Annotated in this window: 21 protein-coding genes and 2 pseudogenes; 11 read left to right on the top strand and 12 right to left on the bottom strand. The window is 69.5% G+C overall.

What is annotated here, in order from left to right; translation table 11 throughout:
• Positions 1–5 precede the first annotated feature (5 nt).
• The 4 genes from JN22_RS32275 to JN22_RS32260 are packed head-to-tail and all read left to right on the top strand — an operon-like array spanning position 6 to position 3356.
• Positions 6–1202 carry an acyl-CoA dehydrogenase family protein gene (locus JN22_RS32275; RefSeq protein ID WP_085557982.1) on the top strand — a complete coding sequence of 399 codons (1197 nt, stop codon included), beginning with the start codon at positions 6–8 and terminating at the stop codon, positions 1200–1202.
• Positions 1199–2251 (top strand): phosphotransferase family protein, encoded by a 1053-nt coding sequence (locus JN22_RS32270; RefSeq protein WP_085557981.1) that lies wholly within the window; start codon positions 1199–1201, stop codon positions 2249–2251. Before JN22_RS32275 ends, JN22_RS32270 begins: the two co-directional genes overlap by 4 nt.
• Positions 2248–2628: a DUF6285 domain-containing protein gene (locus JN22_RS32265; protein ID WP_085557980.1), complete on the top strand. Its 381-nt coding sequence runs from the start codon at positions 2248–2250 to the stop codon at positions 2626–2628. Before JN22_RS32270 ends, JN22_RS32265 begins: the two co-directional genes overlap by 4 nt.
• A complete protein-coding gene (locus JN22_RS32260) occupies positions 2625–3356 on the top strand; it encodes a histidine phosphatase family protein (RefSeq protein WP_085557979.1) in 732 nt (243 codons plus the stop codon). Before JN22_RS32265 ends, JN22_RS32260 begins: the two co-directional genes overlap by 4 nt.
• Positions 3357–3890: 534 nt before the next feature.
• On the opposite strand, the pseudogene JN22_RS32255 reads toward JN22_RS32260, so the two are convergent.
• A pseudogene (locus JN22_RS32255) lies at positions 3891–3989 on the bottom strand (IS5/IS1182 family transposase); the annotation flags it as partial.
• A 529-nt stretch (positions 3990–4518) separates the two neighbouring features.
• Here JN22_RS32255 and JN22_RS32250 point away from each other — a divergent pair.
• From JN22_RS32250 to JN22_RS32240, 3 genes and pseudogenes are all read left to right on the top strand, one after another.
• Positions 4519–5313: an enoyl-CoA hydratase/isomerase family protein gene (locus tag JN22_RS32250; protein ID WP_085557978.1), complete on the top strand. Its 795-nt coding sequence runs from the start codon at positions 4519–4521 to the stop codon at positions 5311–5313.
• Between the two features lie 64 nt (positions 5314–5377).
• Positions 5378–6559, top strand: a complete 1182-nt coding sequence (locus JN22_RS32245) for an acetyl-CoA C-acyltransferase family protein (RefSeq protein ID WP_085557977.1) — start codon at positions 5378–5380, stop codon at positions 6557–6559.
• 1 nt (position 6560) lies between these two features.
• Positions 6561–6818: pseudogene (locus JN22_RS32240) on the top strand (efflux RND transporter permease subunit); the annotation flags it as partial.
• Between the two features lie 79 nt (positions 6819–6897).
• Here the strand turns inward: JN22_RS32240 and JN22_RS32235 are convergent.
• The gene (locus JN22_RS32235) at positions 6898–7080 is read right to left on the bottom strand and encodes a hypothetical protein (RefSeq protein WP_085557976.1); all 183 of its coding nucleotides are present in this window, start codon (positions 7078–7080) and stop codon (positions 6898–6900) included.
• A gap of 246 nt (positions 7081–7326) precedes the next feature.
• On the opposite strand from JN22_RS32235, the gene JN22_RS32230 reads away from it, so the two are divergent.
• Both JN22_RS32230 and JN22_RS32225 read left to right on the top strand, forming a co-directional pair.
• The gene (locus JN22_RS32230) at positions 7327–7764 is read left to right on the top strand and encodes a hypothetical protein (protein ID WP_085557975.1); all 438 of its coding nucleotides are present in this window, start codon (positions 7327–7329) and stop codon (positions 7762–7764) included.
• A gap of 119 nt (positions 7765–7883) precedes the next feature.
• On the top strand, positions 7884–8249 hold the full coding sequence (locus JN22_RS32225) for a response regulator (RefSeq protein WP_085557974.1): 366 nt from the start codon (positions 7884–7886) through the stop codon (positions 8247–8249).
• Positions 8250–8469: 220 nt separating this feature from the next.
• On the opposite strand, the gene JN22_RS32220 is transcribed toward JN22_RS32225, so the two are convergent.
• Entirely contained in the window at positions 8470–9687 is a 1218-nt protein-coding gene (locus JN22_RS32220) for an NnrS family protein (protein ID WP_085557973.1), read from the bottom strand.
• Between the two features lie 289 nt (positions 9688–9976).
• On the opposite strand from JN22_RS32220, the gene JN22_RS32215 reads away from it, so the two are divergent.
• Positions 9977–11116: a hybrid sensor histidine kinase/response regulator gene (locus JN22_RS32215; RefSeq protein WP_085557972.1), complete on the top strand. Its 1140-nt coding sequence runs from the start codon at positions 9977–9979 to the stop codon at positions 11114–11116.
• A 134-nt stretch (positions 11117–11250) separates the two neighbouring features.
• Positions 11251–12954, top strand: coding sequence for a response regulator transcription factor (locus JN22_RS32210; protein WP_085557971.1), 1704 nt, complete (start codon positions 11251–11253; stop codon positions 12952–12954).
• Between the two features lie 76 nt (positions 12955–13030).
• On the opposite strand, the gene JN22_RS32205 is transcribed toward JN22_RS32210, so the two are convergent.
• The 9 genes from JN22_RS32205 to JN22_RS32165 all read right to left on the bottom strand — a co-directional run bounded on the left by JN22_RS32205 (position 13031) and on the right by JN22_RS32165 (position 23357).
• The gene (locus JN22_RS32205) at positions 13031–13726 is read right to left on the bottom strand and encodes a hypothetical protein (RefSeq protein WP_085557970.1); all 696 of its coding nucleotides are present in this window, start codon (positions 13724–13726) and stop codon (positions 13031–13033) included.
• A 54-nt stretch (positions 13727–13780) separates the two neighbouring features.
• Positions 13781–14797 (bottom strand): cytochrome d ubiquinol oxidase subunit II, encoded by a 1017-nt coding sequence (gene cydB, locus JN22_RS32200; protein ID WP_085557969.1) that lies wholly within the window; start codon positions 14795–14797, stop codon positions 13781–13783.
• A 6-nt stretch (positions 14798–14803) separates the two neighbouring features.
• Entirely contained in the window at positions 14804–16222 is a 1419-nt protein-coding gene (locus JN22_RS32195; RefSeq protein WP_085557968.1) for a cytochrome ubiquinol oxidase subunit I, read from the bottom strand.
• A gap of 150 nt (positions 16223–16372) precedes the next feature.
• Entirely contained in the window at positions 16373–16999 is a 627-nt protein-coding gene (locus tag JN22_RS32190) for a MarC family protein (RefSeq protein WP_223678006.1), read from the bottom strand.
• A 60-nt stretch (positions 17000–17059) separates the two neighbouring features.
• Positions 17060–17752, bottom strand: coding sequence for a DUF2161 domain-containing phosphodiesterase (locus JN22_RS32185; RefSeq protein ID WP_085557967.1), 693 nt, complete (start codon positions 17750–17752; stop codon positions 17060–17062).
• Entirely contained in the window at positions 17749–18255 is a 507-nt protein-coding gene (locus JN22_RS32180) for a CcdB family protein (protein WP_085557966.1), read from the bottom strand. Before JN22_RS32180 ends, JN22_RS32185 begins: the two co-directional genes overlap by 4 nt.
• A gap of 114 nt (positions 18256–18369) precedes the next feature.
• Complete coding sequence (gene scpA, locus JN22_RS32175) at positions 18370–20523, bottom strand: methylmalonyl-CoA mutase (RefSeq protein WP_085557965.1); 2154 nt, start codon at positions 20521–20523, stop codon at positions 18370–18372.
• A 192-nt stretch (positions 20524–20715) separates the two neighbouring features.
• Positions 20716–21324, bottom strand: coding sequence for a biotin transporter BioY (locus JN22_RS32170; RefSeq protein ID WP_223678005.1), 609 nt, complete (start codon positions 21322–21324; stop codon positions 20716–20718).
• Between the two features lie 32 nt (positions 21325–21356).
• Positions 21357–23357 (bottom strand): acetyl-CoA carboxylase biotin carboxylase subunit, encoded by a 2001-nt coding sequence (locus tag JN22_RS32165; protein ID WP_085557964.1) that lies wholly within the window; start codon positions 23355–23357, stop codon positions 21357–21359.
• Positions 23358–23359 lie beyond the last annotated feature (2 nt).

The raw sequence follows: 23359 nt of genomic DNA, 5'->3' as shown, positions 1-23359 counted from the left end.
TCATCATGGACTTCACGCTGCCGCCCGCCATCGAGGACTACCGGCGCCGCGTCCGCGCCTTCGTCGAGGAGGAGATCCTGCCCGTCGAGGCCGACCGGGCCAACTGGGACGAGCACGAGAACATCGCCGAGGCGCCGCTGGAGGCGCTGCGCGCCAAGGCCAAGGCCGCCGGGCTGTGGACGCTGCAATTGCCCAGGGAGGTCGGCGGCCAGGGGCTGCCGATGATCGGCGTCGCCGCCTGCTACGAGGAGATGAACCGCTCCATCTTCGGGCCGGTCTGCTTCAACGGCTCGGCGCCCGACGACGGCAACATGCGGCTGCTCAGCATGGTCGGCACCCCGGCGCAGAAGGAGCGCTGGCTGGCGCCGATCGTCGCGGGCAAGGTCCGCAGCTCCTTCGTGATGACCGAGCCGCACCCCGGCGGCGGCTCCGACCCGTCGATGATGAAGACGACGGCGGAGCGCAAGGGCGACCGCTGGGTGATCAACGGCCGCAAATGGTTCACCACCGGGGCCGACGGGGCGCGGCACTTCATCCTGATCGCCCGCACCTCCGACGACCCGCGCAAGGGGCTGACCGCCTTCCTGTTCGACAAGGACCAGCCGGGTTGGCGCATCGACCGCCGCATCCCGATCATGGGGCCGGAGGAGCATGGCGGCCATTGCGAGCTGACCTTCGACGGGTTGGAGATCCCCGACGAGAACGTCCTGATGAAGGTCGGCGACGGGCTGAAGGCGACGCAGATCCGGCTGGGCCCGGCGCGCCTGACCCACTGCATGCGCTGGACCGGCCTCGCCAAGCGCTGCCTGGAGATCGCGGGATCTTATGTGAAGGAGCGCGAAAGCTTCGGCATCCCGCTGGCCGAGCATGAGGGCGTGCAGTGGATGCTGGGCGAGGCGGCGATGCAGATCGAGATCGGCCGGCTGCTGACCATGAAGGCCGCCGCCGCGCTGGACAGCGGCAGCTTCGCCCGCAAGGAGGTGTCGATGGCCAAGGTGCAGGTCGCCGACACGCTGCACAAGGCGGCCGACACGGCGATCCAGCTCTGCGGCGCGCGCGGCTATTCCCGCGACACCGTGCTGGAATGGATCTACCGCTACGCCCGTCAGGCCCGGCTGGTCGATGGCGCGTCCGAGGTCCACAAGATGGTGCTGAGCCGCAGCTATCTGGCCGAGGGCGACGATTTCTGGAGCTGGTCGTGAGCGGCGCCCCCTTCCTCGACGACGCCCGCAAGGCCGCGCTGGAGCCCTGGCTGGCGGCGCGGGCCGGGGCGCGTCGCGTCACGGTGACCGACGAGGGCCGGCTGAGCGGCGGGGCGATCTCACTCAACCTCGCGGTGACGCTGGACATCGACGGCGGTCCGCGGGCCGGACACCACGCCTGCGTGCTGCGCACCGGCTCGGCGTCCGGCGTCTCGGCCAGCCTCGACAAGGCGGAGGAGGCGGCGGTCCTCAAGCGCGCCTTCGCCACCGGGGCGACGGTGCCGGAGCCGCTGTTCATCGGCGCCGACCCGGCCCTGCTCGGCGCGCCCTTCTACATCATGACCCGCGCGCGCGGCGTCGCCGCCGGTTTCCGCGTGGTGAAGAACGCCGAGCCGCAGCGCGCGCTGGCGCGCGAGCTTGGCCGCCAGCTCGGCCGCATCCATCAGGTGAGGCCGGGCGCGCCGGGGCTGGAGTTCCTGCCCCTGCCCGCCCCGAGCGCGGCGTTGCAATGCATCGCCGACTACCGGCGCTGGATGGGCCGCTTCGCCGAGACCGACCCGGTGCTGGCCCTCGGGCTGCGCTGGCTGACCGTCAACGCGCCGGAGCCGGGCGAGTTGGTGCTCTGCCACCGCGACTACCGCACCGGCAACTACATGGTCGAGGACGGCCGGCTCACCGCCATCATCGACTGGGAATTCGCCGGCTGGTCCGACCCGATGGAGGATCTGGCCTGGTTCTGCGCCGCCTGCTGGCGCTTCGGCCGTTACGACCGCGAGGCCGGCGGCATCGCCGACCGCGCCGACCTCTACGCCGGCTACGAGGAGACCGCCGGGCGCCCGGTGGACGAGCGCGCGGTCGCCTATTGGGAGACGGCGGCCTATCTGCGCTGGGCCACCGTGGCGCTCCAGCAGGGGATGCGCCACAGCTCCGGCACCGAGCCGTCTCTGGAGCTGGCGTTGACCGGCCGGATGCTGCCGGAGATCGAGCTGGATCTGCTGCGGCATCTGGACGCGATTGCGTCCGATTGGACGGGAGTGGGAAAGCCATGATCAACGACGAACCCGACGCCCGCGACCTCGTCGCCATCGCGCTCAGCAGCTTCCGGGATTCAATCCTGCCGCTGGTCCCGGCCGAGCAGCGCTTCACCGCCCTGATGATCGCCAACGCGCTGGCGACGGCGGAGCGCGAGCTTGCGGCCGGCGATAAGGCCGAACCGGCGCTGGCCGCCGCCGTCGGCGGCCTGATCGGCGAGGAGGGCGCTTTGTCGGTGCCCCTGGCGGTGCTGGTGCCCCGCCTGTGCGCCGCCATTACCGACGGCCGCTTCGACGCCGCCGGACCGCAGGCGGCGCTGCGCCGTGTGCTGTTCGACCTGACGCGGGCGCGGCTGGCGGTGTCCAACCCCAAGCTGCTGGCGGCCGGACGATGAGCGCGGCTTCCCCGTCCCTTTTTCCGCCGCTGGCCGGCACCGCCGCCCGCCGCCGCGTGTATGTCATGCGGCACGGCCACGTCGCCTATTACGACGCCGAGGGCCGGCCGCTGAACCCGAAGCTGGCGCCGCTGACCGACCGTGGCCGGGAGGAGGCGCGGGCGGCCGGCGCCCTGCTGGCGGCGGTGCCGCTCGACCGCGTGGTCTGCTCCGGCCTGCCGCGCACCCGCCAGACCGCCGAGCTGGCGGTCGAGGGGCGCGGCCTGACGGTGGAGGAGGATCCCTCCTTCCTGGAGATCCGCGCCGGCCGGCTGACCGGCGTCCCCCGCGAGAATCGCGAGGCCGCCTATGTCTACGGCTTCGAGAACGCCGCGCTGGAGGGCGCCTGCTTTGCCGGCGGCGACAATTTCGCGGCGGTCTATGAGCGGGTCGTCGCCGGCTTCGAGCGTCTGCTGCTGGAACCGGGCTGGACGACTCTGGCGCTGTTCGCCCATGACGGGGTGAACCGCGTGCTGCTGTCCTGGGCCTGCGGCGCCGGGCTCGGCGGGCTGTGCGCCTTCGAGCAGGATTACGGCTGCGTCAACGTCCTGGACGTGGACATGGTGGATGGCCGCATCCGCCGCCGACTGATCCGCGCCACCAACCTCACGCCCGGCAACCCGGCCAAGCTCGGCCTCCACGAAACCAGCCTGGAGGTCGCCTTCGGCCCGGTGCTGGCGCTGGAGTGAATGGGCCGTCGAAAACCAAACGCTCAAGAATTCAGACTCTAAAGTATTGCCAAAAATCTATTCTTACACTTGATGTTTATCACAGTTGATCATATAATATGATAATTGAACATTAGCATAAGTAAGATTCATGCGTCTTATTTGTGCTGATGGCGTATTTAATATACGATCAATACGAGAGAAGAAAAAATGACAGATAGCGAATGGAGGAAAAAAGCATATGCAGCAATTAAGAGCGTGGCGGAAGCAAAAGAGTATTTCACACCAGATGACGTTTGGAAAACCGGACTTGAGAAGCCAAGTGAAGCTCGAGCGCTTGGCCCTGTTATGCGATCCGCTCGTAACGATGGATTGATAGAGAAAAGCGGTCGATCACAGCCGACAACTCAACCGGAAAGCCATGGAACAGATATAACTGTCTGGCGCTCATTGAGATATAAGGGAGAATCCACTTAATTTTTCAATACAAATAGTGGGTGCGATTAAATTTTCGCCATTGCGTCAGAGTTTAAAACTGTATCGCTCTGGCTGTAGTCACGTTCGCGCAGCGCGCCGGACGAGCATTTTGACACTGGCGATGAAGAGCCACGCCAAGGCGCGTTCGACGGTTGCCTCGAAGCCCTTGGCAAGGCGTCAGTTTCCCTGCCACTGTCGTGAACGCTGGAAGATCCCTGGGCGGAAGTTGCCATTGGCAGCCGGTCTGCCCAATGTGGAGGATGTGGCGTTCACCACCTCGCGCAAGGCCACGCGGTAAGGGCGCCCGCGCCGGCAGAGGCCAGACAGGTCACGGGAAATCACCGCCCATTCCGCATCGCTTGCATGGCGCAGTCCGCCCCGATGATGCTTCGGGCGCGTGATTTCAGCCCTGGCCACTGATAGCTTCCGGTTGTGTCGCAACTCAACCAAAGCATGACAAACTGAAATTACGCAGCTTTTCACGCAACGTTGTTTCCAGCCAGCCTCCGACAGAGCCATCGCCGGAGGTCCCCTCTCCGCTTGCGGGAGAAGGACTCTTGAAACAGGAAAGCACTTGATTCAAGGGCGCTGATTGTTTGTCCCGCCCATTGACGGTAATCGCGGATCGCCATAGGCTACTTTCAAGTAACCTGCATTCCGGAAGGTAGGGATCGTCCGGATGTGCTTCCTGCCTGGAGAGTGTGTGATGACCGAAGCCGCAGCGCCGGTGCTCCTGTCCCGCGAGGGCACCGTATCCTGGATCCGCCTGAACCGTCCCACCGTCCTCAACGCGTTGGACGAGGAGATGGCCGCCGCCCTCCTCGACGCCTGCCGGGCGGTGGCGGAGGATGCGGAGACGCGCGTGCTGGTCATCGCCGGCAACGGGCGCGGCTTCATGGCCGGCGGCGATCTCGCCCGCTTCAACGCCGATCCGGCCAGGGCCCCGGAGGTCGCCGGCGCGATCATCGATTCCCTGCACGCCGCCCTGCGCGTCCTCGACGGGCTGAAGGCGCCGGTGCTGGCCTCGGTCCATGGCCCGGTCGCCGGGGCGGGGATGAGCGTCGCCTGTGCCGCCGACCTCTGCATCGCCGCCGACGACGCCGCCTTCAACCTCGCCTACGCCCGCATCGGCGCGACGCCGGACGGCTCCGGCACCTACCACCTGCCGCGTCTGGTCGGCTTGCGCCGGGCGATGGAACTGGCCATGCTGTCGGACAGCGTCGACGCCGCCGAGGCGCTGCGGCTCGGCCTCGTCAACCGGGTGGTGCCGGCCGCGTCGCTGGCCGAGGAGACCGCCAAGCTGGCCGCCCGTCTGGCCGCCGGCCCGACCCTCTCCTACGCCGGGATCCGCCGGCTGATGCGCCAGTCCTGGACCAGCACGCTCGACCGTCAGCTCGACGACGAGGGGGAGACCTTCCGTGCCACCGCCGCCAGCGAGGATTTCCGCGAGGGCATCGCCGCCTTCCTGGCCAAGCGCAAGCCGGTGTTCCGCGGACGCTGACCGCAAGGACGACACCGGGCGACGACGGGCCAACACAAGAACCAACCGGAGAAGCAGGACCATCATGCAGAACGACATCGTCATCGTCGGCGCCGCCCGCACCGCCATCGGCGGCTTCGGCGGCAGCCTGAAGGACGTGCCCCTGACCAAGCTGGCGACCGTCGCGGTCAAGGCGGCGCTGGAGCGGTCGGGCGCCGCCCCTGACGCCATCGGCCATCTGGTGATGGGCAACGTCATCCCGACCGACACCAGCGACGCCTATCTCAGCCGCGTCGCCGCCATCGACGCCGGCATCCCGCTGGAGACCCCGGCCTTCAACGTCAACCGGCTGTGCGGCTCGGGCCTCCAGGCCATCGTCTCGGCGGCGCAGGCGATCGCGCTCGGCGACTGCGACGTCGCCATCGGCGCCGGCGCGGAATCGATGAGCCGCGGCCCCTACATCATGCCGACCGCGCGCTGGGGCACGCGGCTGGGCGACGGCGGGCTGGTCGACTACATGAACGGCATCCTGCACGACCCGTGGAAGAAGATTCACATGGGCGTCACCGCCGAGAACGTCGCGGCGCGCTACGGCATCGACCGCGCCGCGCAGGACGCGCTGGCGGCGGAAAGCCAGCGCCGCGCCGCCCAGGCCATCGCCGAGGGCCGCTTCAAGGAGCAGATCGTCCCGGTCGAGATCGCGTCCCGCAAGGGCACGGTGGTCTTCGACACCGACGAGCATGTCCGCGCCGGTGTCACGCCCGAGGCGCTGGCGGCGATGAAGCCGGTCTTCAAGAAAGACGGATCGGTGACGGCCGGCAACGCGTCGGGCCTCAACGACGGCGCCGCCGCCGTGGTGCTGGCGTCGGGCGCCCGCGCGGCGGCGCTCGGGCTGAAGCCGCTGGCCCGTCTGGTCGGCTACGCCCACGCCGGCGTCGAGCCGGACTACATGGGCATCGGCCCCGTCCCGGCGACCCGCAAGGTGCTGGAGCGCACCGGTCTGTCGGTCGCCGACCTCGACGTCATCGAATCCAACGAGGCCTTCGCGGCGCAGGCCTGCGCGGTGATCCGCGAGCTGGACTTCGACCCGGCCAAGGTCAACCCGAACGGCTCCGGCATCTCGCTCGGCCACCCGGTCGGGGCGACCGGCGCCATCATCACGGTGAAGGCCATCCACGAACTGCACCGCACCGGCGGCCGCTACGCGCTGGTGACCATGTGCATCGGCGGCGGCCAAGGCATCGCCGCGATCTTCGAGCGGGTGTGAGGAGGGCGCCGCCCGCGTGCGCCTGCGCCCGATCCTGACGACGACGGCGGCGATGGTGGTCGGGCTGGTGCCGCTGCTGATCGCCGCCGGCGCCGGTGCGGCCAGCCGCTTCTCCATCGGTCTGGTGATCGTCGCCGGCATGCTGATCGGCGCGCTGTTCACCCTGTTCGTCCTGCCGGCGGTCTACACGGTCCTCGCCAAGGACCACCACGCCGCCGCCAACTCCAAGCGCGCCGGGGAGATCGCCTCCCTCGGCTGATCGGACGAACAAGGGGGCCGGACGCCGCGACGGCCTCTTCCCACCGGGAAGGGGCCGTTGCCGTTTCAGGGAACACGGTTCAGGGAAGGCTGGCTCCGGGGATGCCCGCCTCGCGCTCCTCCTCGCGCAGCAGCATGTGGACCAGCCAGCGCTCCGTCGCGATCAGGCAGCCACGGGCCTCGACGCTGTCGCACTGGCGGCTGTGGTCGCGCAGGCGCTGGATGGCGCGTTGGGTCGCCGAGAGGAGAAGGCTTCCGGACACGGGGAGGTTCCCTGGTAATAGCGGCACGAAGGGACGGAGAGTAGTGGAGTGATAGCGAAGGATCACACAATCAAAGCGTGATTTCTGGAAGATTTCCACCAACCAGTTTGCTGGGACAAACGGTTGAAGCGGCTGACGGCCCCATTCCCCCGGAACACCCGCCCCGAACGCACACCCCCGAACGCGTCCGGCACAAACCGGCCGCTGCGCTGTTGTTTCGTCATGGATCACGGTCGGCGAACGGACATGAGCGACGCTGCGGAACGGTTTCACCCCCTGAACGACAACCGGCACCAGGCCGGGCAGGCGGGCGGCGACCCGCCGGAGGGCCGGAGCCACGGCGTCCCCCAGGACGCACGGGCCGAGGTGCGGGAGCGGATGGCCGGCGCCGGCTTCCGCCCGCTCGACCTCGGCGACGGGGCCCACGCCTGGTACCGCCGCGCCGGGGATGGCGGCGGCCACGCGCTGGTGTCGCACCACAACGGGCTGGACGGCGACCCGGAGGCGCCAGACTGGATCGTCGGGCAGTATGGCGAGCGCGGCGGCTACATCGAGGTCGGGGGCCTGACGCTCTCCCGCGCGCTGGTCGGAGCCGACACGCTGCCGGTCCCGGTGCGGGCCGACGGGTCGCTGGTCGAGGCGCTCTACCCCTCGCTGCAACAGGCGCTGGACGATCTGGGATGATGGGGGACGGGGCGCAAGCTGTCCCTAAGGAGGATGACCAAGGTCGGGGTGGACAAAGGGACCGGCCCCCGCGAAAGCTCTCGTCCGACCTCCACTTCTGTCCACCAGCCGAGCACCACATGGAATCCTCCCCACAGAAGCCTTTGCGAATCCTGCTCGTCGAGGACGAGCCTCTCGTCGCGATGGCCATTGAGGACTCCCTGGAGACCCAGAATGTCGGCGTCGTCGGACCGGCCGGCACGGTGGCGGAAGCTCTGGCGCTGATCGCCGAGGGCGGCATCGACGCCGCCCTGCTCGACGTCACCCTGCGCGGCGAGCGGGTCGATCCGGTGGCCGACGCGCTGAGCGCACGCAACATCCCCTTCCTCTTCACCACCGGCCACGGCGCCGCCGGCCTGCCGGCCGCGCACCAGCACCGCCCGGTGCTATCCAAGCCCTTCCGCGAGACCGAGATGAACGAGGCGATCGACCGTCACCTGAGGTGACGCTGGCGATCAACCGTCACCCACAGTGACGTGCCGCCGCCTCGCGGTCTCCCGGCCCGGCACCGCCGTCCAGACAGACCCTCGCCCAATCCGTCCCGGCCGGGCTCGCGCCGGCCATCCACACAGCCCCCTTTGCGCTGTGGCTTGCGGTCGTGGATGCCCGGCACAAGGCCGGGCATGACGATCCGGAGCGGGAACGGCGCGTCGGAGACTCCCTTGCTTAGCCCGGCCGGCCGTCGGCGCGCGGGCGGAGCAGGACCGGCGCGTAGGCCACGAGGTAGAGCGCGAAGGCGGCGACCCAGGCCAGCCCGGCGCCCTGCAACGCCGGCCACAGCCATTCCACGGGCAGCAGCGGCGAGGCGGTGCGGGCCAGCGCCGCCACGGTCAGCAGCAGATAGGCGGCCACCGTCACGGAGGACGCCACCAGCGGCCGCCCGGTGTGGCCGAGCGAGGCGCGGCTCATCACCGCCAGGATCAGGGTGGCGAAGGCGCCGGCGGTCAGCGCGTGCAGACCGGCGGCGGCCGGGATGTCGGCCAGATGGTGCAGCGCCTTCAGCGTCAGCCCGGCCGGGATCCACAGATAACCGAGATGCAGCACCCACAGGATCGGCGAGCGCCACGCCCGCCAGCCCTGCCAGCCGGCCAGCCGCACCGCGTGGGCCAGCGCCGCCGCCAGCATCAGCAGCCCGAGCGCGGCACCGCCGGGTACGAAGGGCTCGGCCAGGACCAGCAGCAGGGTGGATGCCAGAACCACGCGCTCCACCCAGGGCCAGGAGCGCACCCTGTGCCCCTGGGCGCCCAGCCCGTTGCGGGTGAAGGCCGGCAGGATGCGCCCGCCGATCACCGTCACCATCATCAGGACGATGCCCAGCCCCAGCGTGACGCCGGGCTGGATTCCGTCCGCGACCACACCCAGCCATTCCAGATGGATCAGCAGGTTGGCCAGCGTCAGCAGCGCCAGCAGGACCAGGAAGGCGCTGTTGCGCAGCTTGCCGGCGGCGAGCAGCGGCCGGGCCAGCGCCACGCCCAGGGCCGGCAGGAAGGCGAGGTCGACCAGCGCCGCCAGCGGCTGCGGCACCCCGGACCACGGGAAGACGGCGAATCGCCCGGCCAGCCACAGCACGGTCAGCCCGGCCAGCGGAGCGCCGGACAGCGCCGTCGTCCCGGTCCAGCTCGGCACGGCGGTCAGCAGGAAGCCGGCGACGGCGGCGACGATGGTTCCGAACAGCATCTCGTGGCCGTGCCACGCGGCGGCCCCGACCGGACCGGCCGGCCAGGCGCCGGTGATCAGCACCGCGACCCACGCGGCGATCAGGCCGCAGGCGGCAATTCCGGACAGCAGGAAGAAGGGGCGGAAGCCGTAGCGGAACAGCACGGGCGTCCGGTCGCGGGCGGGACCGGCGGCGAAGCCGGGGGATGAGGTCGTCGGGGCGGTCATGGCGGGCGGTCTCCGGGGCGTTTGTTCCGGTTCGATGCCGCCATCCTGCGACCGAGTGTCGCCGCCCGCCTTGACAAGCGTCAAGCCCGCGGCGGCCAGCCCGCGGCGGCCAGCCCCATCGTCCCGCTTGCGAAACGGCATCCGGGTCGTGGCAATTTGCAGCGCGTTTCGCGAAGGCCGGCGTCCCTTTTTCCTGCGGCATGACACCCAGCCGCCGTCAATTCTGTCTTGGCGGGCGGCATGGAACCTGCACACCTTTCTCTCATCCCAAGGATGAGGGGCGCAGGGGATGCCGGACCGACACGACAAGATTCTGCTGGTCGACGACGATCCCAACGTGCTGTCCGGCTACCGGAGGCATCTCGGCCGGCGCTACACCCTGCTGACCGCGCTCGGCGGGCAGGAGGCGCTGGCCCTGCTCGACGGCGAGCCGGACGTCGCCGTCATCATCGCCGACATGCGGATGCCCGGCATGAACGGCGTGCAGTTCCTGACCGAATGCGCCCGGCGCCACGGCGACGCCGTGCGCGTCATGCTGACCGGCAACGCCGACCAGGACACCGCGGTGCAGGCGGTCAACCGCGGCCATGTCTTCCGCTTCCTGAACAAGCCGGCGCCGATCGAGGATGTCATCGAGGCGGTCGAGGCCGGCCTGCGCCAGCACCGCCTGCACCGGGCCGAACGCGAGCTGGTCCGGCAGGCCGAGATCACCCGCAACGCGCTGGAGCGCGAGCGCGCCGCCGCCAAGCAGCAGCGCGAGTTCGTCGCCATGGTCAGCCACGAGTTCCGCACCCCGCTCGCCATCATCGACAGCGCCTGCGAGATCCTGGCCGGTCCCTACCAGATCACCGAGCCGCAGCGCGCCAAGCGCTTCGCCATGATCCGCGATTCGGTCGCCCGCATGACCGAGCTGATGGAGAGCGTGCTCAGCGTCTCCCGGCTGGAGGGTGGCGGGCTCGTGGCCAAGCCGGAGCCGGTCGATCTGGAATCGCTGCTGCGCGCCGTGGTCGAGCGCGTGCAGAGCGCCGGCTCCGGCCACCGGATCGAGCTGGAGACCGGCCGGCTGCCGGGAGCGCTCACCGCCGACCCCCGCATGCTCGACCTCGCCCTGGCCAACCTGCTGAACAACGCCGTCAAATACTCGCCGGGCCGCGACCGCGTGCTGGTCCAGGCGGTGACGGCCGGGGACGAGGCGCTGGTCGCCGTGTCCGACGAGGGGGTCGGCATCCCGCCCGACGAGATCCCCCGGCTGTTCGACAAGTTCTTCCGCGCCTCGACCGCCAGCGGCATCGCCGGCACGGGCATCGGCCTCTACCTCGCCGGCCAGCTCACCCGTCTGCATGGCGGACGGATCGAGGTGCGCAGCGAGGTCGGGCGCGGCAGCGTCTTCACCCTGCACCTGCCGTTGAGCGGCATCCCGACACGCTAAAGTTTCGTGCGTTTAATAAGAAACGCACGAAACTTTAGCCTTTTGATGACGAGCGGATTCACGCTCCAAACCGATTCCGGTTTTACGCGATCCGCTCTAGACCGGAACCCGACCAGGGAAGGACACAAGGCGCCATGGCCCGGATACTGCTGGTCGAGGACGAGATCGACCTGAGGGACAATTTGGAGATCGTGCTGACCCACGCCGGGCACGAGATCGCCACCGCCGCGAACGGGCGGGACGCGCTGTCGCTGATCGAGCGGGCCCCCCCCGACCTCGTGCTGTCCGACATCTCGATGCCGGTGATGACCGGTTTGCAGATGCTGGCGGCGGTGCGCACCGGGCATCCCGACCTCGCCGAGATGCCGATTGTCCTGCTGACCGCCCTGACCGATCGCGAGGACGTGATCGCCGGCCGCGAGACCGGCGCCGACGATTATCTGACCAAGCCGGTCGACCGCCGCGTGCTGGTCGCCACGGTGGAGGCGCGGCTCGCCCGCTCGCGCCAGGCCGTCGATCTCAAGCAGAAGCAGTTCGTTCGCCTGTTCAAGGGGCTGAAGCGCGAGAGCGGCATCGACGACGGGACGGGCCAGCCACCGCCGCCGACCCCGCTGGAACGCATCGCCGACATCGCGGGCGAGTCGCTGAAGGGGCGCGTCTTCCTGCTCTCGCCCGAGGACATCCACCGCGACCACGCCAACCTGCCGGCCAGCGCCCGCGCCAAGATCGCCTCGGTGGTCGGGCGGGTGCTGGCCGAGACGCTGACCGATTCGGATGTGATGCTGGATCTGGGCGCCGGCACGCGCCTGATGGTGCTGGCCACCACCGACCGCGCCGAGGCGGCCGACCGCATGACGCTGCTGCGCACCCGGCTGACCCACGCCCTGGGCAAGACCCAGCTGACCGGCCGGCCGGGCGGCGCCATCGACGCGGCGCCCGCCGCCTCCGGTGGAAGCGGGGGTGGGGACGCCGACGACGCCCCCGCCGGCGATCCGGAGCTGAGCCGCACCCTGAAGACGCTGTTCGCCAGCGCGCTGCGCGACGGGGCCGACGGGCAGCCACCGCGCGAAACCTTCGCCGACATTGCCGCGACGATGCGCATCGATTACCTGCCGCTGTGGGATTCGCGCAGCCAGACGGTGGTCGGCTCCCGCATCCGCTGCCGCCGCCGCGTCGACGGCGCCTTCGTGCCGGAGGAGCGCACGCTGCTGCGCGGAGCCGCCGACGCGATGATGTGCGACCTGCAATGCCACCTGATCGACACGGCGGTGCGCGACCAGATGGCCGCCGCCGCCTCGCCGGAGATCGGACGCAAGGCGGGCACGGTCATCGTCCCGCTGGCGCTGCCGGTGTTCCAGGAGATCGGCGCCTACAAGGTGGAGCGCCAGCTCGACGACGCCGCCAGGCTGCTGACGCGGGGACAGATCGGCTTCCTTCTGACCGGCATCGACGACCGGGTGCCGACCGGCCTGTTGCGCCACATCATCGCCAAGCTGACCCCCATCGGCGGCACCATCGCCACCGAACTGGACGTCAACGACCCCCGCCTGCCGGCGCTGAGACCCCTGGGGGTCAACATCCTCCATCTCGACGCCGCGCTGCTGCACAACACCGGGCTGCGCCGCGACCGCATGGCCCAGGCGGTGCAGGAGGCGGTGAAGGCGGCCTCCCAGGCCGGCTTCGAGGTGTGGGCGTCCAACGTCGACGGCAGCGTCGCCTGCCGCCAGATGACGGCGGCGGGGGCGGTGCTCATCTCCGGCAAGGCGATCGGCAGCGCCAAGCCGGAGCCGGAGCGCGCCCAACGCCTGCCGGCCACCAAGGTGTTCCTGACGGTGTGAGGGGCGTTGACCGGGCATGACGATGCCTGGACGATGCGGAAGCTTGCCTGCCGAACAGGCCCATCATCCACGCCGCTCAGGCGTTACCCTGCACCGGCAGGCCGGCCAGCCCGCCCCCGGCCAGCCCGCCCTCGCTGCGAACCGAGGCCAGCGTCAGGGCGTGCCAGTAGAGGTCGAGCAGCGCCGCCGGCATGCCGCCCTCCTCGTGGCCCGGCATCGGCAGAATGGCGGAAGCGTGGGCCAGCGCCGCCGTCGCCGCGTTGACGCTGCGCAAGGCCGCGTCGCCGATCAGCCCCAGCGTCGTCCCCAGCACCGCCGCGTCGAAACGCAGCAGCGCCGGGGCGACCGTCAGCTGCGCCTCGCCGCCGCGCAGCCGGCCGACCGCGACATAGACATCCAGCAGATCGTCGCGCTCCTCCGGCCGCAGCAGGGCGGCGACGATCCGGTTGCCGGTCAGCGGGCCGGTGCCGTCGAACTCGTACATGGTGGCGCGCTCGGCCTGGCGCGTCGCGGCGAGCCGGCCGGCCCGCGTGCCGAGCGGCTCGCCGGCCCGGCGGCCGGCCGTGTCGAACAGATCGGGATGGCCGCCCTCGCTCAGCACCACCAGCGGCGCGTCGGTCGCCGCCGCGGTCGCCAGCAGCCGCGCCAGGAAGGCGAAGGGCTCGCCGCCGGCCAAGGCGTCCGTCCGTCCGCCCTCCGCCGCTTCCGTCTCCTGCAACAGGCCGGCGCCCCGGCGCAGCATCGCCTCGGCAAAGCTGATGTCGATGTCCATAGGCACCCTCTCCTTCCGTCCGTCGGCCTTTTTAGGGCAAGGCGGCGGCGGGGCTCAATGATAACCGAAGCTCCCCGTGACCTTGCCGCGGAAGACCCAGTAGGAGTAAGCGGTGTAGGCCAGGATCGACGGGATCAGGAAGGCCATGCCGACCAGCAGGAAGACCTGTGTCTCCGGCGGCGAGGCAGCCTGCCACACCGTCACCGAGGGCGGGATCAGCGTCGGCCACAGGCTGATGGCCAGCCCCAGATAGGACAGGCCGAACAGCGCCATCGCCAGGAAGAAGGGCGCCCGTTCCCGCCCGTTGTCGAGCGCCCGCCACAGCGCCACCGCCAGCCCGGCCGTGACCAGCGGCACCGGCGACAGCAGGATCAGGTTCGGCATCGAGAACCAGCGCTGCGCGATCTCCGGCAGCAGGAAGGGCGTCCACAGGCTGACCACGGCGACGGCGGCCAGCACGAAGCCCATCAGCCGCCGCGACGCCCGGAAGCACCAGTCCTGCAAACGGCCGACCGTCCGCCAGATCAGCCAGGTCGCCCCCAGCAGCGCGTAGCCGAAGACCAGCGCCACCCCGCAGAACAGGCTGAAGGGGGTCAGCCAGTGCAGCATCGTCCCGGCGAAGTCGCGCCCCTCGACCGGGATGCCCTGGAGGAAGGAGCCCAGCACCACCCCCTGCGCGAAGGTCGCCAGCAGCGAGCCGACGAAGAAGGAACGGTTCCACCAGTGCCGTTGCGCCATCGCCTTGAAGCGGAACTCGAAGGCGACGCCGCGGAAGATCAGCGCGACCAGCATGACCAGCAACGGCAGATACATCGCCGGCAGCACCACCGCGTAGGCGATCGGGAAGGCGGCGAACAGCCCCGCCCCGCCCAGCACCAGCCAGGTCTCGTTGAAGTCCCACACCGGCGCCACGCTGTTCATCATGGTATCGCGGTCCTCCTCGCGCGGGACGAAGGGGTAGAGGATGCCGATGCCGAGGTCGAACCCGTCCATCAGCACATACATGAACACCGCGAACCCGACGATGCCGACCCAGGCGAGGGTCAGGAGGCTTCCTTCGCTTCCGTCCATGGCGGTTCACTCCCCCGGTTTGGCGATGATGCGGGCCGGTTCCTCGGTGGCCGCCATCGGCCGCTTGATCCATTGCGCGCCCTCCGGCGCCAGCGGGTCGGGCAGCGGCGGCCGGTCGGCCGGCCCGATGCCGAGCAGGCGGATCAGGTAGAAGGTCCCCGCCCCGTAGATGATCGTGTAGGCCACCACGAAGGTCAGCAGCGAGGCGAGCGCCGCCTCACCGGTCAGCGCCGGCGTCACCGCGTCGGCGGTGCGCAGATGGCCGTAGACGACCCAGGGCTGGCGCCCGACCTCCGTCGTGAACCAGCCGGCGAGGATGGCGACGAAACCGACCGGCATGCACCCCACCAGGATCCGGTGGAACCAGGGCGTGCTGTAGAGCCGCCCGCGCAGCCGCAACACCAGATGGATCACCGCGACCGTCAGCATCAGCAGCCCGATCCCGACCATCAGCCGGAAGGTCCAGAAGATCAGGCGCGGGTCGGGCCGCTCGTCCGGCGGGAACTGCTTCAGGCCGGGGACCGAGCCGTTCAGGTCGTGGGTCAGGATCAGGCTCGACAGCCCGTCGATGCCGACCTCCCAGCGGTTGGATTCGGTGGCCGGGTCGGGAATGGCGAACAGGATCAGCGGCGCGCGCGGGCCGCCTTCCCAGCTGCCTTCCATGGCGGCGATCTTGGCCGGCTGGTGCTCCAGCGTGTTGAGCCCGTGCAGGTCGCCGATGACGATTTGCAGCGGCGCCAGCAGCGTGACCATCCCCAGCGCCATGCCGAGGCCGAGCCGGGCGTGCTCGTGGTGCTTGTGCTTCAGCAGGTACCAGGCGCTGATGCCGGCCACCACGAAGCTGGTGGTCAGGAACATCGCCGTCAGCATGTGGGCGAGCCGGTAGGGGAAGGACGGGTTGAACACCACCCGCCACCAGTCGGTGACGAAATAGCGCCCGTCGCGGATCTCGAAGCCGGCCGGCGTGTGCATCCAGCTGTTGGCCGACAGGATCCAGAAGGAGGACAGCACCGTCCCCAGCGCCACCAAACAGGCCGCCATCAGGTGGATGCCGCGCGGCACCCGGTCGCGCCCGAACAGCAGGATGCCGAGGAAGGCGGCCTCCAGGAAGAAGGCGGTGACGACCTCGTACTGGATCAGCGGGCCCAGCACGTTGCCGACGGTGTCCGACCAGCGGCTCCAGTTGGTGCCGAACTGGTAGGACATGACGATGCCCGACACCACACCCAGCCCGAAGGACAGGGCGAAGATCTTCGTCCAGAACTCCGACAGGCTGCGGTAGATCCATTTGCCGGTGCCGACCCACAGCGCCTCCAGCAGCGCGATCCAGCAGGCGAGCCCGACCGTGAAGCTGGGAAACAGGATGTGGAAGGAGATGGTGAAGGCGAACTGGATGCGCGACAGCATCAGCGGATCGAGATCCATGGCCCGTCTTCCTCCCGGCGCAGCAGGGCTGGAGCGCGCCGGGCGGGGGCACGGCGCGTCGTCCCGGGGGAACGCCGCAACCGGGAGAGCGGTTCCCTCCGCCCTCCATCTGGGTCAGTGCGGCAAACGGACGCAGCCGTCAGGACGGCTTCAGTGGGGCGGGTAGACGCTGGTGATGCCGGAAATGATCGTCTGCGCGGCGAGCGCCGCCAGCACGATGCCGAGCACCCGGCTGACCGTGTGGATGACGGTGCGCCCCAGCGCCCGCCGCACCAGATCGGCGCCGAGCAGGATCAGCGCCACTCCGCCGATGACGGTCGCCGCCGCGCCCAGCACCGCCGCCTGTCCCGCCACCGTGCCGCCCGCCCGGTCCATCAGCAGCAGGATCGAGGTGATGGCGCCCGGCCCGGCGATCAGCGGCACCGCCAGCGGGAAGACGGCGACGTCGTGGGCGTCCTCGTCGGTCATCGCCTCGCCGGTGTCGCGCTCCTTGCGTTCGGAACGCCTGCCGAACAGCATCTCGAAGGCGATCCAGAACAGCAGCGCCCCGCCGGCGATGCGGAAGGCCGGCATCCCGATGGAGAGCGTCTCCAGCACGACCTTGCCGAAATAGGCGAAGAAGACCAGCACGGCGAAGGCGATGGCGGTGCCGCGCAGGGCGATGATGCGCTTGTGCCGGGTGTCGAAGCCGCGCGTCAGCGCGATGAAGAGAGGCACCAGCCCCGGCGGATCGACGACGACGAAGAACACCACCAGATGGCTGATGTAGTCGGTCACGGCGGACGGTCCCCGCTTGTGGCTGGCTCCGCCCATCATAAGGGCAAGCCAGGGAAAAGGTCACGCTTCGGCCAGCGCGTGGGCGAAGCCCTCCATCCCGGCGAGCCCGGCGGGGGTGAGGGCATAGGTCCCGCGCGCCACCCGCTCGAACCAGCCATAGACGTTGCGTTGCAGGATGGCGGCGACGTCCTTCGGCGCCCCGGCGGCCCGGAGCGCGGCCACCGTCAGCGGGCCGCCGCGCAGCAGCCGGGCGCAGCGCAGCGCGTCCTGGCGGTAGGCGGTGACGATCGGCACGCGGGTCGAGCCGCCCCGGTTGGGGTCGCCGACGCGCCGCGCGTGCTCGCCGAGCAGCCGGGTCGTGCGCGTCTTGTCCTTGCGCGGCGTGTAGGGAACCGGGTCGAGCAGCACCGTCACGCAATGCCCCTCCGCCCGCGCCGGATCGACGATCAGCAGCCCGAGCCCGAGCCGGCGGCACAGCTTCTTCACATCGGTGTCGAGCGGCGACGGCCCGGCGACCCGTCGCCCCGGCTGCGGCACCGCCAGATAGACCAGATCGGTCAGCGCCAGCCGGTCGACCCCCTGAAGGACCAGATCCAGCGTGAAGCGCTTCTTCAGCTCGACGATGACCGGCGGCCCGCCGGGGCGGGTGGCGACGAGGTCGCAGCCGCGGATCTCGCCCTTCACGTCGTAGCCCTGCCCTTCCAGGAAGGCTTTGACCGGAGCGTAGAGGTCGGTTTCGGCGGCGACGCTCAAAAGTCGTCCGTCAGCACGTCAATGGCGCGGCGGATTTCGGAACGGAATTCAAGGGCCGAGCCTACCACCGCTCCGATCCGCGTCACGGGAACCGAACCCATCTGAGGCGTGACGGCGATGAAGGGTTCGGCCCCGACCATGATCGTCGGCATGATGGTCCGAATGGGAAGATCGGCGGCCGATGGCCTTGCCAGGGGCACAACGATGCGGGATGTCGACACCGCGACATAATCGCCTTGGACGATAAGCAGGTACGGGATCGGATGGCCCGGCTTCCCGTTGGCGGCCGGATTGCGGCACACATCCAGAAACCGCATCAAAAAAAGCCGATGTTCGTCGCCGAAGACGCCGTATTTCTCGACGAAAGCGTCATACGCCGCGAAAGCTTCGCGGTTCTCCTCCATCCAACGCTGCTTCTCGGCTTCCGTCAGCCGAGGCGGCTTGCCTTCCACGGCCTCCACCGGCGTGGAAACCTCATCCTTCCTGGCCACGCCCGAGGTCATCGCCGCCTCCTGCAATCCATCCACGAACAGATTCTAGGCGCGTGGAACGGCACTGTCCAGGGGAGGGCCGGCATCAACAAGAAGGGGAGGACGCTTTCCTCCCCATTGCTCCACTCACGCCGCCACCTTCCGCTTGCGCAGGATGTCGAGGATCTCGGACGCCGCCTTGGGGATGTTGGTGCCCGGACCGTAGATCGCCGCCGCACCGGCCTTGTGGAGATAATCGTAATCCTGCGGCGGGATCACGCCGCCGCACACCACCAGGATGTCGCCGGCGCCCTGGCGGCGCAGCTCCTCGACCAGCTGCGGGACCAGCGTCTTGTGGCCGGCGGCCTGCGAGGAGACGCCGATGACGTGGACGTCGTTCTCCACCGCCTGCCGCGCCGCCTCCTCCGGGGTCTGGAACAGCGGCCCGATGTCGACGTCGAAGCCGATGTCGGCGAAGCTGGTGGCGATCACCTTGGCGCCGCGGTCGTGGCCGTCCTGCCCCATCTTCACCACCAGGATGCGCGGCCGGCGGCCCTCCTCGGTGGCGAAGGCGGCGATGTCGTCCTGGATCCTCTTGAAGCCCTCGTCCCCGTCATAGGCCGAGCCATAGACGCCCGACACCGAGCGGATCACCGCGACATGCCGGGTGAACGCCTTCTCCAGCGCGTCGGAGATCTCGCCGACGGTGGCGCGGGCGCGGGTCGCCTCGACCGCGAGCGCCAGCAGGTTGCCGGTCTTGTCGGCCGCCGCCTGGGACAGCGCGTCGAGCGCCGCCCGGCACCTGGCCTCGTCGCGGCTGGCGCGGATCGCCTTCAGCCGCGCGATCTGCGATTCGCGGACGGCAGTGTTGTCGATGTCGAGCACGTCCACCATCTCCGGGTCGGCCGGGCGGTACTTGTTGACGCCGACGATCACCTCCTCGCCGCGGTCGACGGCGGCTTGGCGGCGGGCGGCGGCCTCCTCGATCAGCAGCTTGGGCATGCCGCTCTCGACCGCCTTGGTCATGCCGCCCATCTCCTCGACCCGCTCGATCAGCTCCAGCGCCGCCTTGGCGAGGCTGTGGGTCAGGTTCTCGACGTAGTAGGAGCCGCCCAGCGGATCGACGACCTTGGTGACGCCGGTCTCCTCGGCGATGACGAGCTGGGTGTTGCGGGCGATGCGCGCCGAGGTCTTGGTCGGCAGGCCGAGCGCCTCGTCGAAGGCGTTGGTGTGCAGCGACTGGGTGCCGCCGAGCACCGCCGCCATCGCCTCGATGGTGGTGCGGATGACGTTGTTGTAGGGGTCCTGCTCGGTCAGCGAGACGCCCGAGGTCTGGCAGTGGGTGCGCAGCGCCAGCGAGCGCACGTCCTTCGGAGCGAACTTCTGCTGCATCAGGGTCGACCACAGCAGCCGCGCGGCGCGCAGCTTGGCGATCTCCATGAAGAAATTCATGCCGATGGAGAAGAAGAAGGACAGGCGCGGCGCGAACTTGTCGACCGGCAGCCCCTTCGACATCGCGGCGCGGACGTATTCGAGCCCGTCGGCGATAGTGAAGGCCAGTTCCTGGACCGCCGTCGCCCCGGCCTCCTGCATGTGGTAGCCGGAGATCGAGATCGAGTTGAACTTCGGCATGTGCTGCGAGGTGTACTCGATGATGTCGGCGATGATCCGCATCGAGGGCTCGGGCGGGTAGATGTAGGTGTTGCGGACCATGAACTCCTTGAGGATGTCGTTCTGGATGGTGCCGCTCAGCTTGTCCTGGCTGACGCCCTGCTCCTCCGCCGCGACGATGTAGCCGGCGAGGATCGGCAGCACCGCGCCGTTCATGGTCATAGACACCGACATCTTGTCGAGTGGGATGTCCTGGAACAGGATCTTCATGTCCTCGACGCTGTCGATGGCCACGCCCGCCTTGCCGACGTCGCCCACCACGCGCGGGTGGTCGCTGTCATAGCCCCGGTGGGTGGCGAGGTCGAAGGCGACCGACAGGCCCATCTGCCCGGCCTTGAGGTTCGCCTTGTAGAAGGCGTTGGATTCCTCGGCGGTCGAGAAGCCGGCGTACTGCCGGATGGTCCAGGGCTTCACCGCGTACATCGTCGCGCGCGGCCCGCGCGTGAAGGGGGCGAAGCCGGGCAGGCTGTCCGTTTCCATTCCCTCCAGGTCGGCGGCGGTGTAGAGCGCCTTGACGTCGAGCCCCTCCGGGGTCTTCCAGACCAGCTTGGACAGGTCGCCGTCGGCGCCGAGATCCTTGGCGGCCAGCTTGTCCCAATCGGCAAGGCTCTTCTGCGGGAACTCGGTCATCGACGTCTCCTGGCGGAAAGCGGGCTTAGATGAATGTGGCGGTGAACGAGGCAATATGAATGTATCAACTCGGCCCCTCTCCCCTCGTGGGAGAGGGGTTGGGGTGAGGGGGCCGCAACTCTTCTTTCCGCCTTCGGCGGAATCCCCCTCATCCCAACCCTTCTCCCACGAGGGGGAGAAGGGCTTAAGGCGTCAGCCCTGCCGCTGCTTCCCAAGCGCCGCCCAGGCGGCCCACAGCAGCGTGGCGCCCAGCGCGGTCTTCAGCAGGGTGGCGGCCCAGAAGGGATAGAGCCCGACGGCGAGCGCCTTCTCCATCCCGAACAGCGCGCCGAGCCACGCCACGCCCGGCACGAACAGCAGCGCGTGGCCGATGGTCAGCGCCGCGACCGCCGTCAGCGGGTTGCGGTCCCAGCCGCGCTCCGCCAGCCGGCCGGTCACCCCGGCGGCCAGCAGGAAGCCGAGCAGATAACCCGCCGTCGGCCCCGCCATGTAGGCCGGGCCGGCGCCCGCCCCGGCGAACACCGGCAGGCCGCACAGCCCCTCCAGCAGGTAGAGCCCGACCGTCGCCACGGCAAGCCGGCTGCCGTAGGCCATGCCGAGCAGGATGACGACCATGCTCTGCATGGTCATCGGCACCGGCCAGAAGGGCACCTGCACCTTGGCCGAGACGGCCAGCAGCAGGCTGCCAAGCAGCGCCGCCGTGACGGCGGTGGCAAGTGCGGTGCCGGCCCCGCCGCGTGGCGCGACACGGCTCAGCAGCGGGGCGAAGCGACGATCAACAGCGAGACCGTTGGTCATCATGGGGCGTTTCCTCCCTAACTTTTTCTACAGCCTCACGCGAATTCCACGATCTTCTGATCGACCGCCAGGCTGCTGCCCGGAGCTGCGTGGATTTTCGCGACGGTGCCGTCCTGCGCGGCGCGCAGGATGTTCTCCATCTTCATGGCCTCGACCACGGCCAGCACCTCGCCGGCCTTGACCTCCTGGCCCTCCGCCACCGCCAGCGAGACCAGCAGGCCCGGCATCGGCGACAGCAGGAACTTCGACATGTCCGGCGGCGCCTTGACCGGCATCAGCGCGTCGAGCCGCGCCGCGTTCGGCGTCAGCACCTTCACCACCGCCTGGGCGCCCGAATGGTGCAGGCGGTAGCCGATGCCCAGCCGGTCGACCTGGACGCAGACCGTGTGCTCGTCGACCGTGCCGCGGAACAGCGGCTCGCCGATGTGCCAGTCGCTGCGCACGGTGTGGCGGGCGCCGTCGATCTCCACCGCGTAGGCGACGCGCTTCCCCTCGGCCCCGGCCTCGTGCAGATGCACCGGGTGCGCCGTGCCGTCGAGCACCACCACCCAGTCGTCGCGCACCGTGACCTTGTTGCCCGGCAGCTTGCCGGAGATCTGGATGTCGCGGTCGTTGAGCGCGCGGTGGATCACCGCGGCGACGGCGACCAGGATCGCCGGATCCTCCGGCGGAAGATCCGACGCGTGGAAGCCGTTGGGGTATTCCTCGGCGATGAAGTTGGTGGTCAGCCGGCCGTCGACGAAGCGCTGGTTGGCCATCAGCGATGCGAGGAACGGGATGTTGTGGCTGACGCCGCGGATGTAATACTGGTCGAGCGCCTCGCGCATGCGGGCCGTCGCCTCGTCGCGGGTCGGGCCCCAGGTGCAGAGCTTGGCGATCATCGGATCGTAGTACATCGAGATCTCGCCGCCCTCGAACACGCCGGTGTCGACGCGCACGTTGGGATCCTCGGCGGGCGGACGGTACTGCGAGAGGCGGCCGGTCGAGGGCAGGAAGTTGCGGAAGGGATCCTCGGCGTAGACGCGCGCCTCGATGGCCCAGCCGTCCAGCTTGATGTCCTCCTGGCGCAGCGCCAGCTTCTCGCCCGCCGCGACGCGGATCATCAGCTCGACCAGATCGAGGCCGGTGATCAGCTCGGTGACCGGATGCTCGACCTGGAGGCGGGTGTTCATCTCCAGGAAGTAGAAGTTGCGCTCGGCGTCGACGATGAACTCTACGGTGCCGGCCGACTTGTACTGCACCGCGTTGGCCAGCGCGACGGCCTGCTCGCCCATCGCCTTGCGGGTGGCGGCGTCGAGGAAGGGGCTCGGCGCCTCCTCGATGACCTTCTGGTGGCGGCGCTGGATCGAGCATTCGCGCTCGTGCAGGTACAGGCAGGTGCCCTGCCCGTCCGCCAAAAGCTGGATCTCGATGTGGCGTGGCTGCTGGATGTATTTCTCGACGAAGACGCGGTCGTCGGCGAAGCTGGAGCGCGCCTCGTTGGTGGCCGAGCGGAAGCCCTCGCGCGCCTCCTCGTCGTTCCAGGCGACGCGCATGCCCTTGCCGCCGCCGCCGGCCGACGCCTTGATCATCACCGGATAGCCGATGTCGCGGGCGATGGTGACCGCTTCCGAATCGTCGGCGATGACGCCGAGATAGCCGGGGACGGTGGAGACGCCGGCCGCCTTGGCCAGCTTCTTGGACTCGATCTTGTCGCCCATCGCCTGGATGGCGTGGGCGTCCGGCCCGATGAAGGCGATGCCGTTGGCGGCCAGCGCCTCCTGGAACTCGCGCTTCTCCGACAGGAAGCCGTAGCCGGGATGCACGGCCTGGGCGCCGGTCTTCTTGCAGGCGTCGACGATGCGGTCGATCAGCAGGTAGCTCTGCGCCGAGGGGGCGGCGCCGATGTGGACGGCCTCGTCGGCCATCTCGACATGGAGCGCGTTCTTGTCGGCGTCGGAATAGACGGCGACGGTCTTGATGCCCATGCGGCGCGCCGTGCGGATGACGCGGCAGGCGATTTCGCCACGGTTGGCGATGAGAATCTTCTCGAACATGC

Origin of the sequence: Azospirillum agricola (genome assembly GCF_020005195.1) — a bacterium.
GTDB classification, from domain to species: domain Bacteria; phylum Pseudomonadota; class Alphaproteobacteria; order Azospirillales; family Azospirillaceae; genus Azospirillum; species Azospirillum agricola.
The sequence above is the reverse complement of the archived record's forward strand: the minus strand, read 5'-3'. Positions and strand labels throughout refer to the sequence as shown.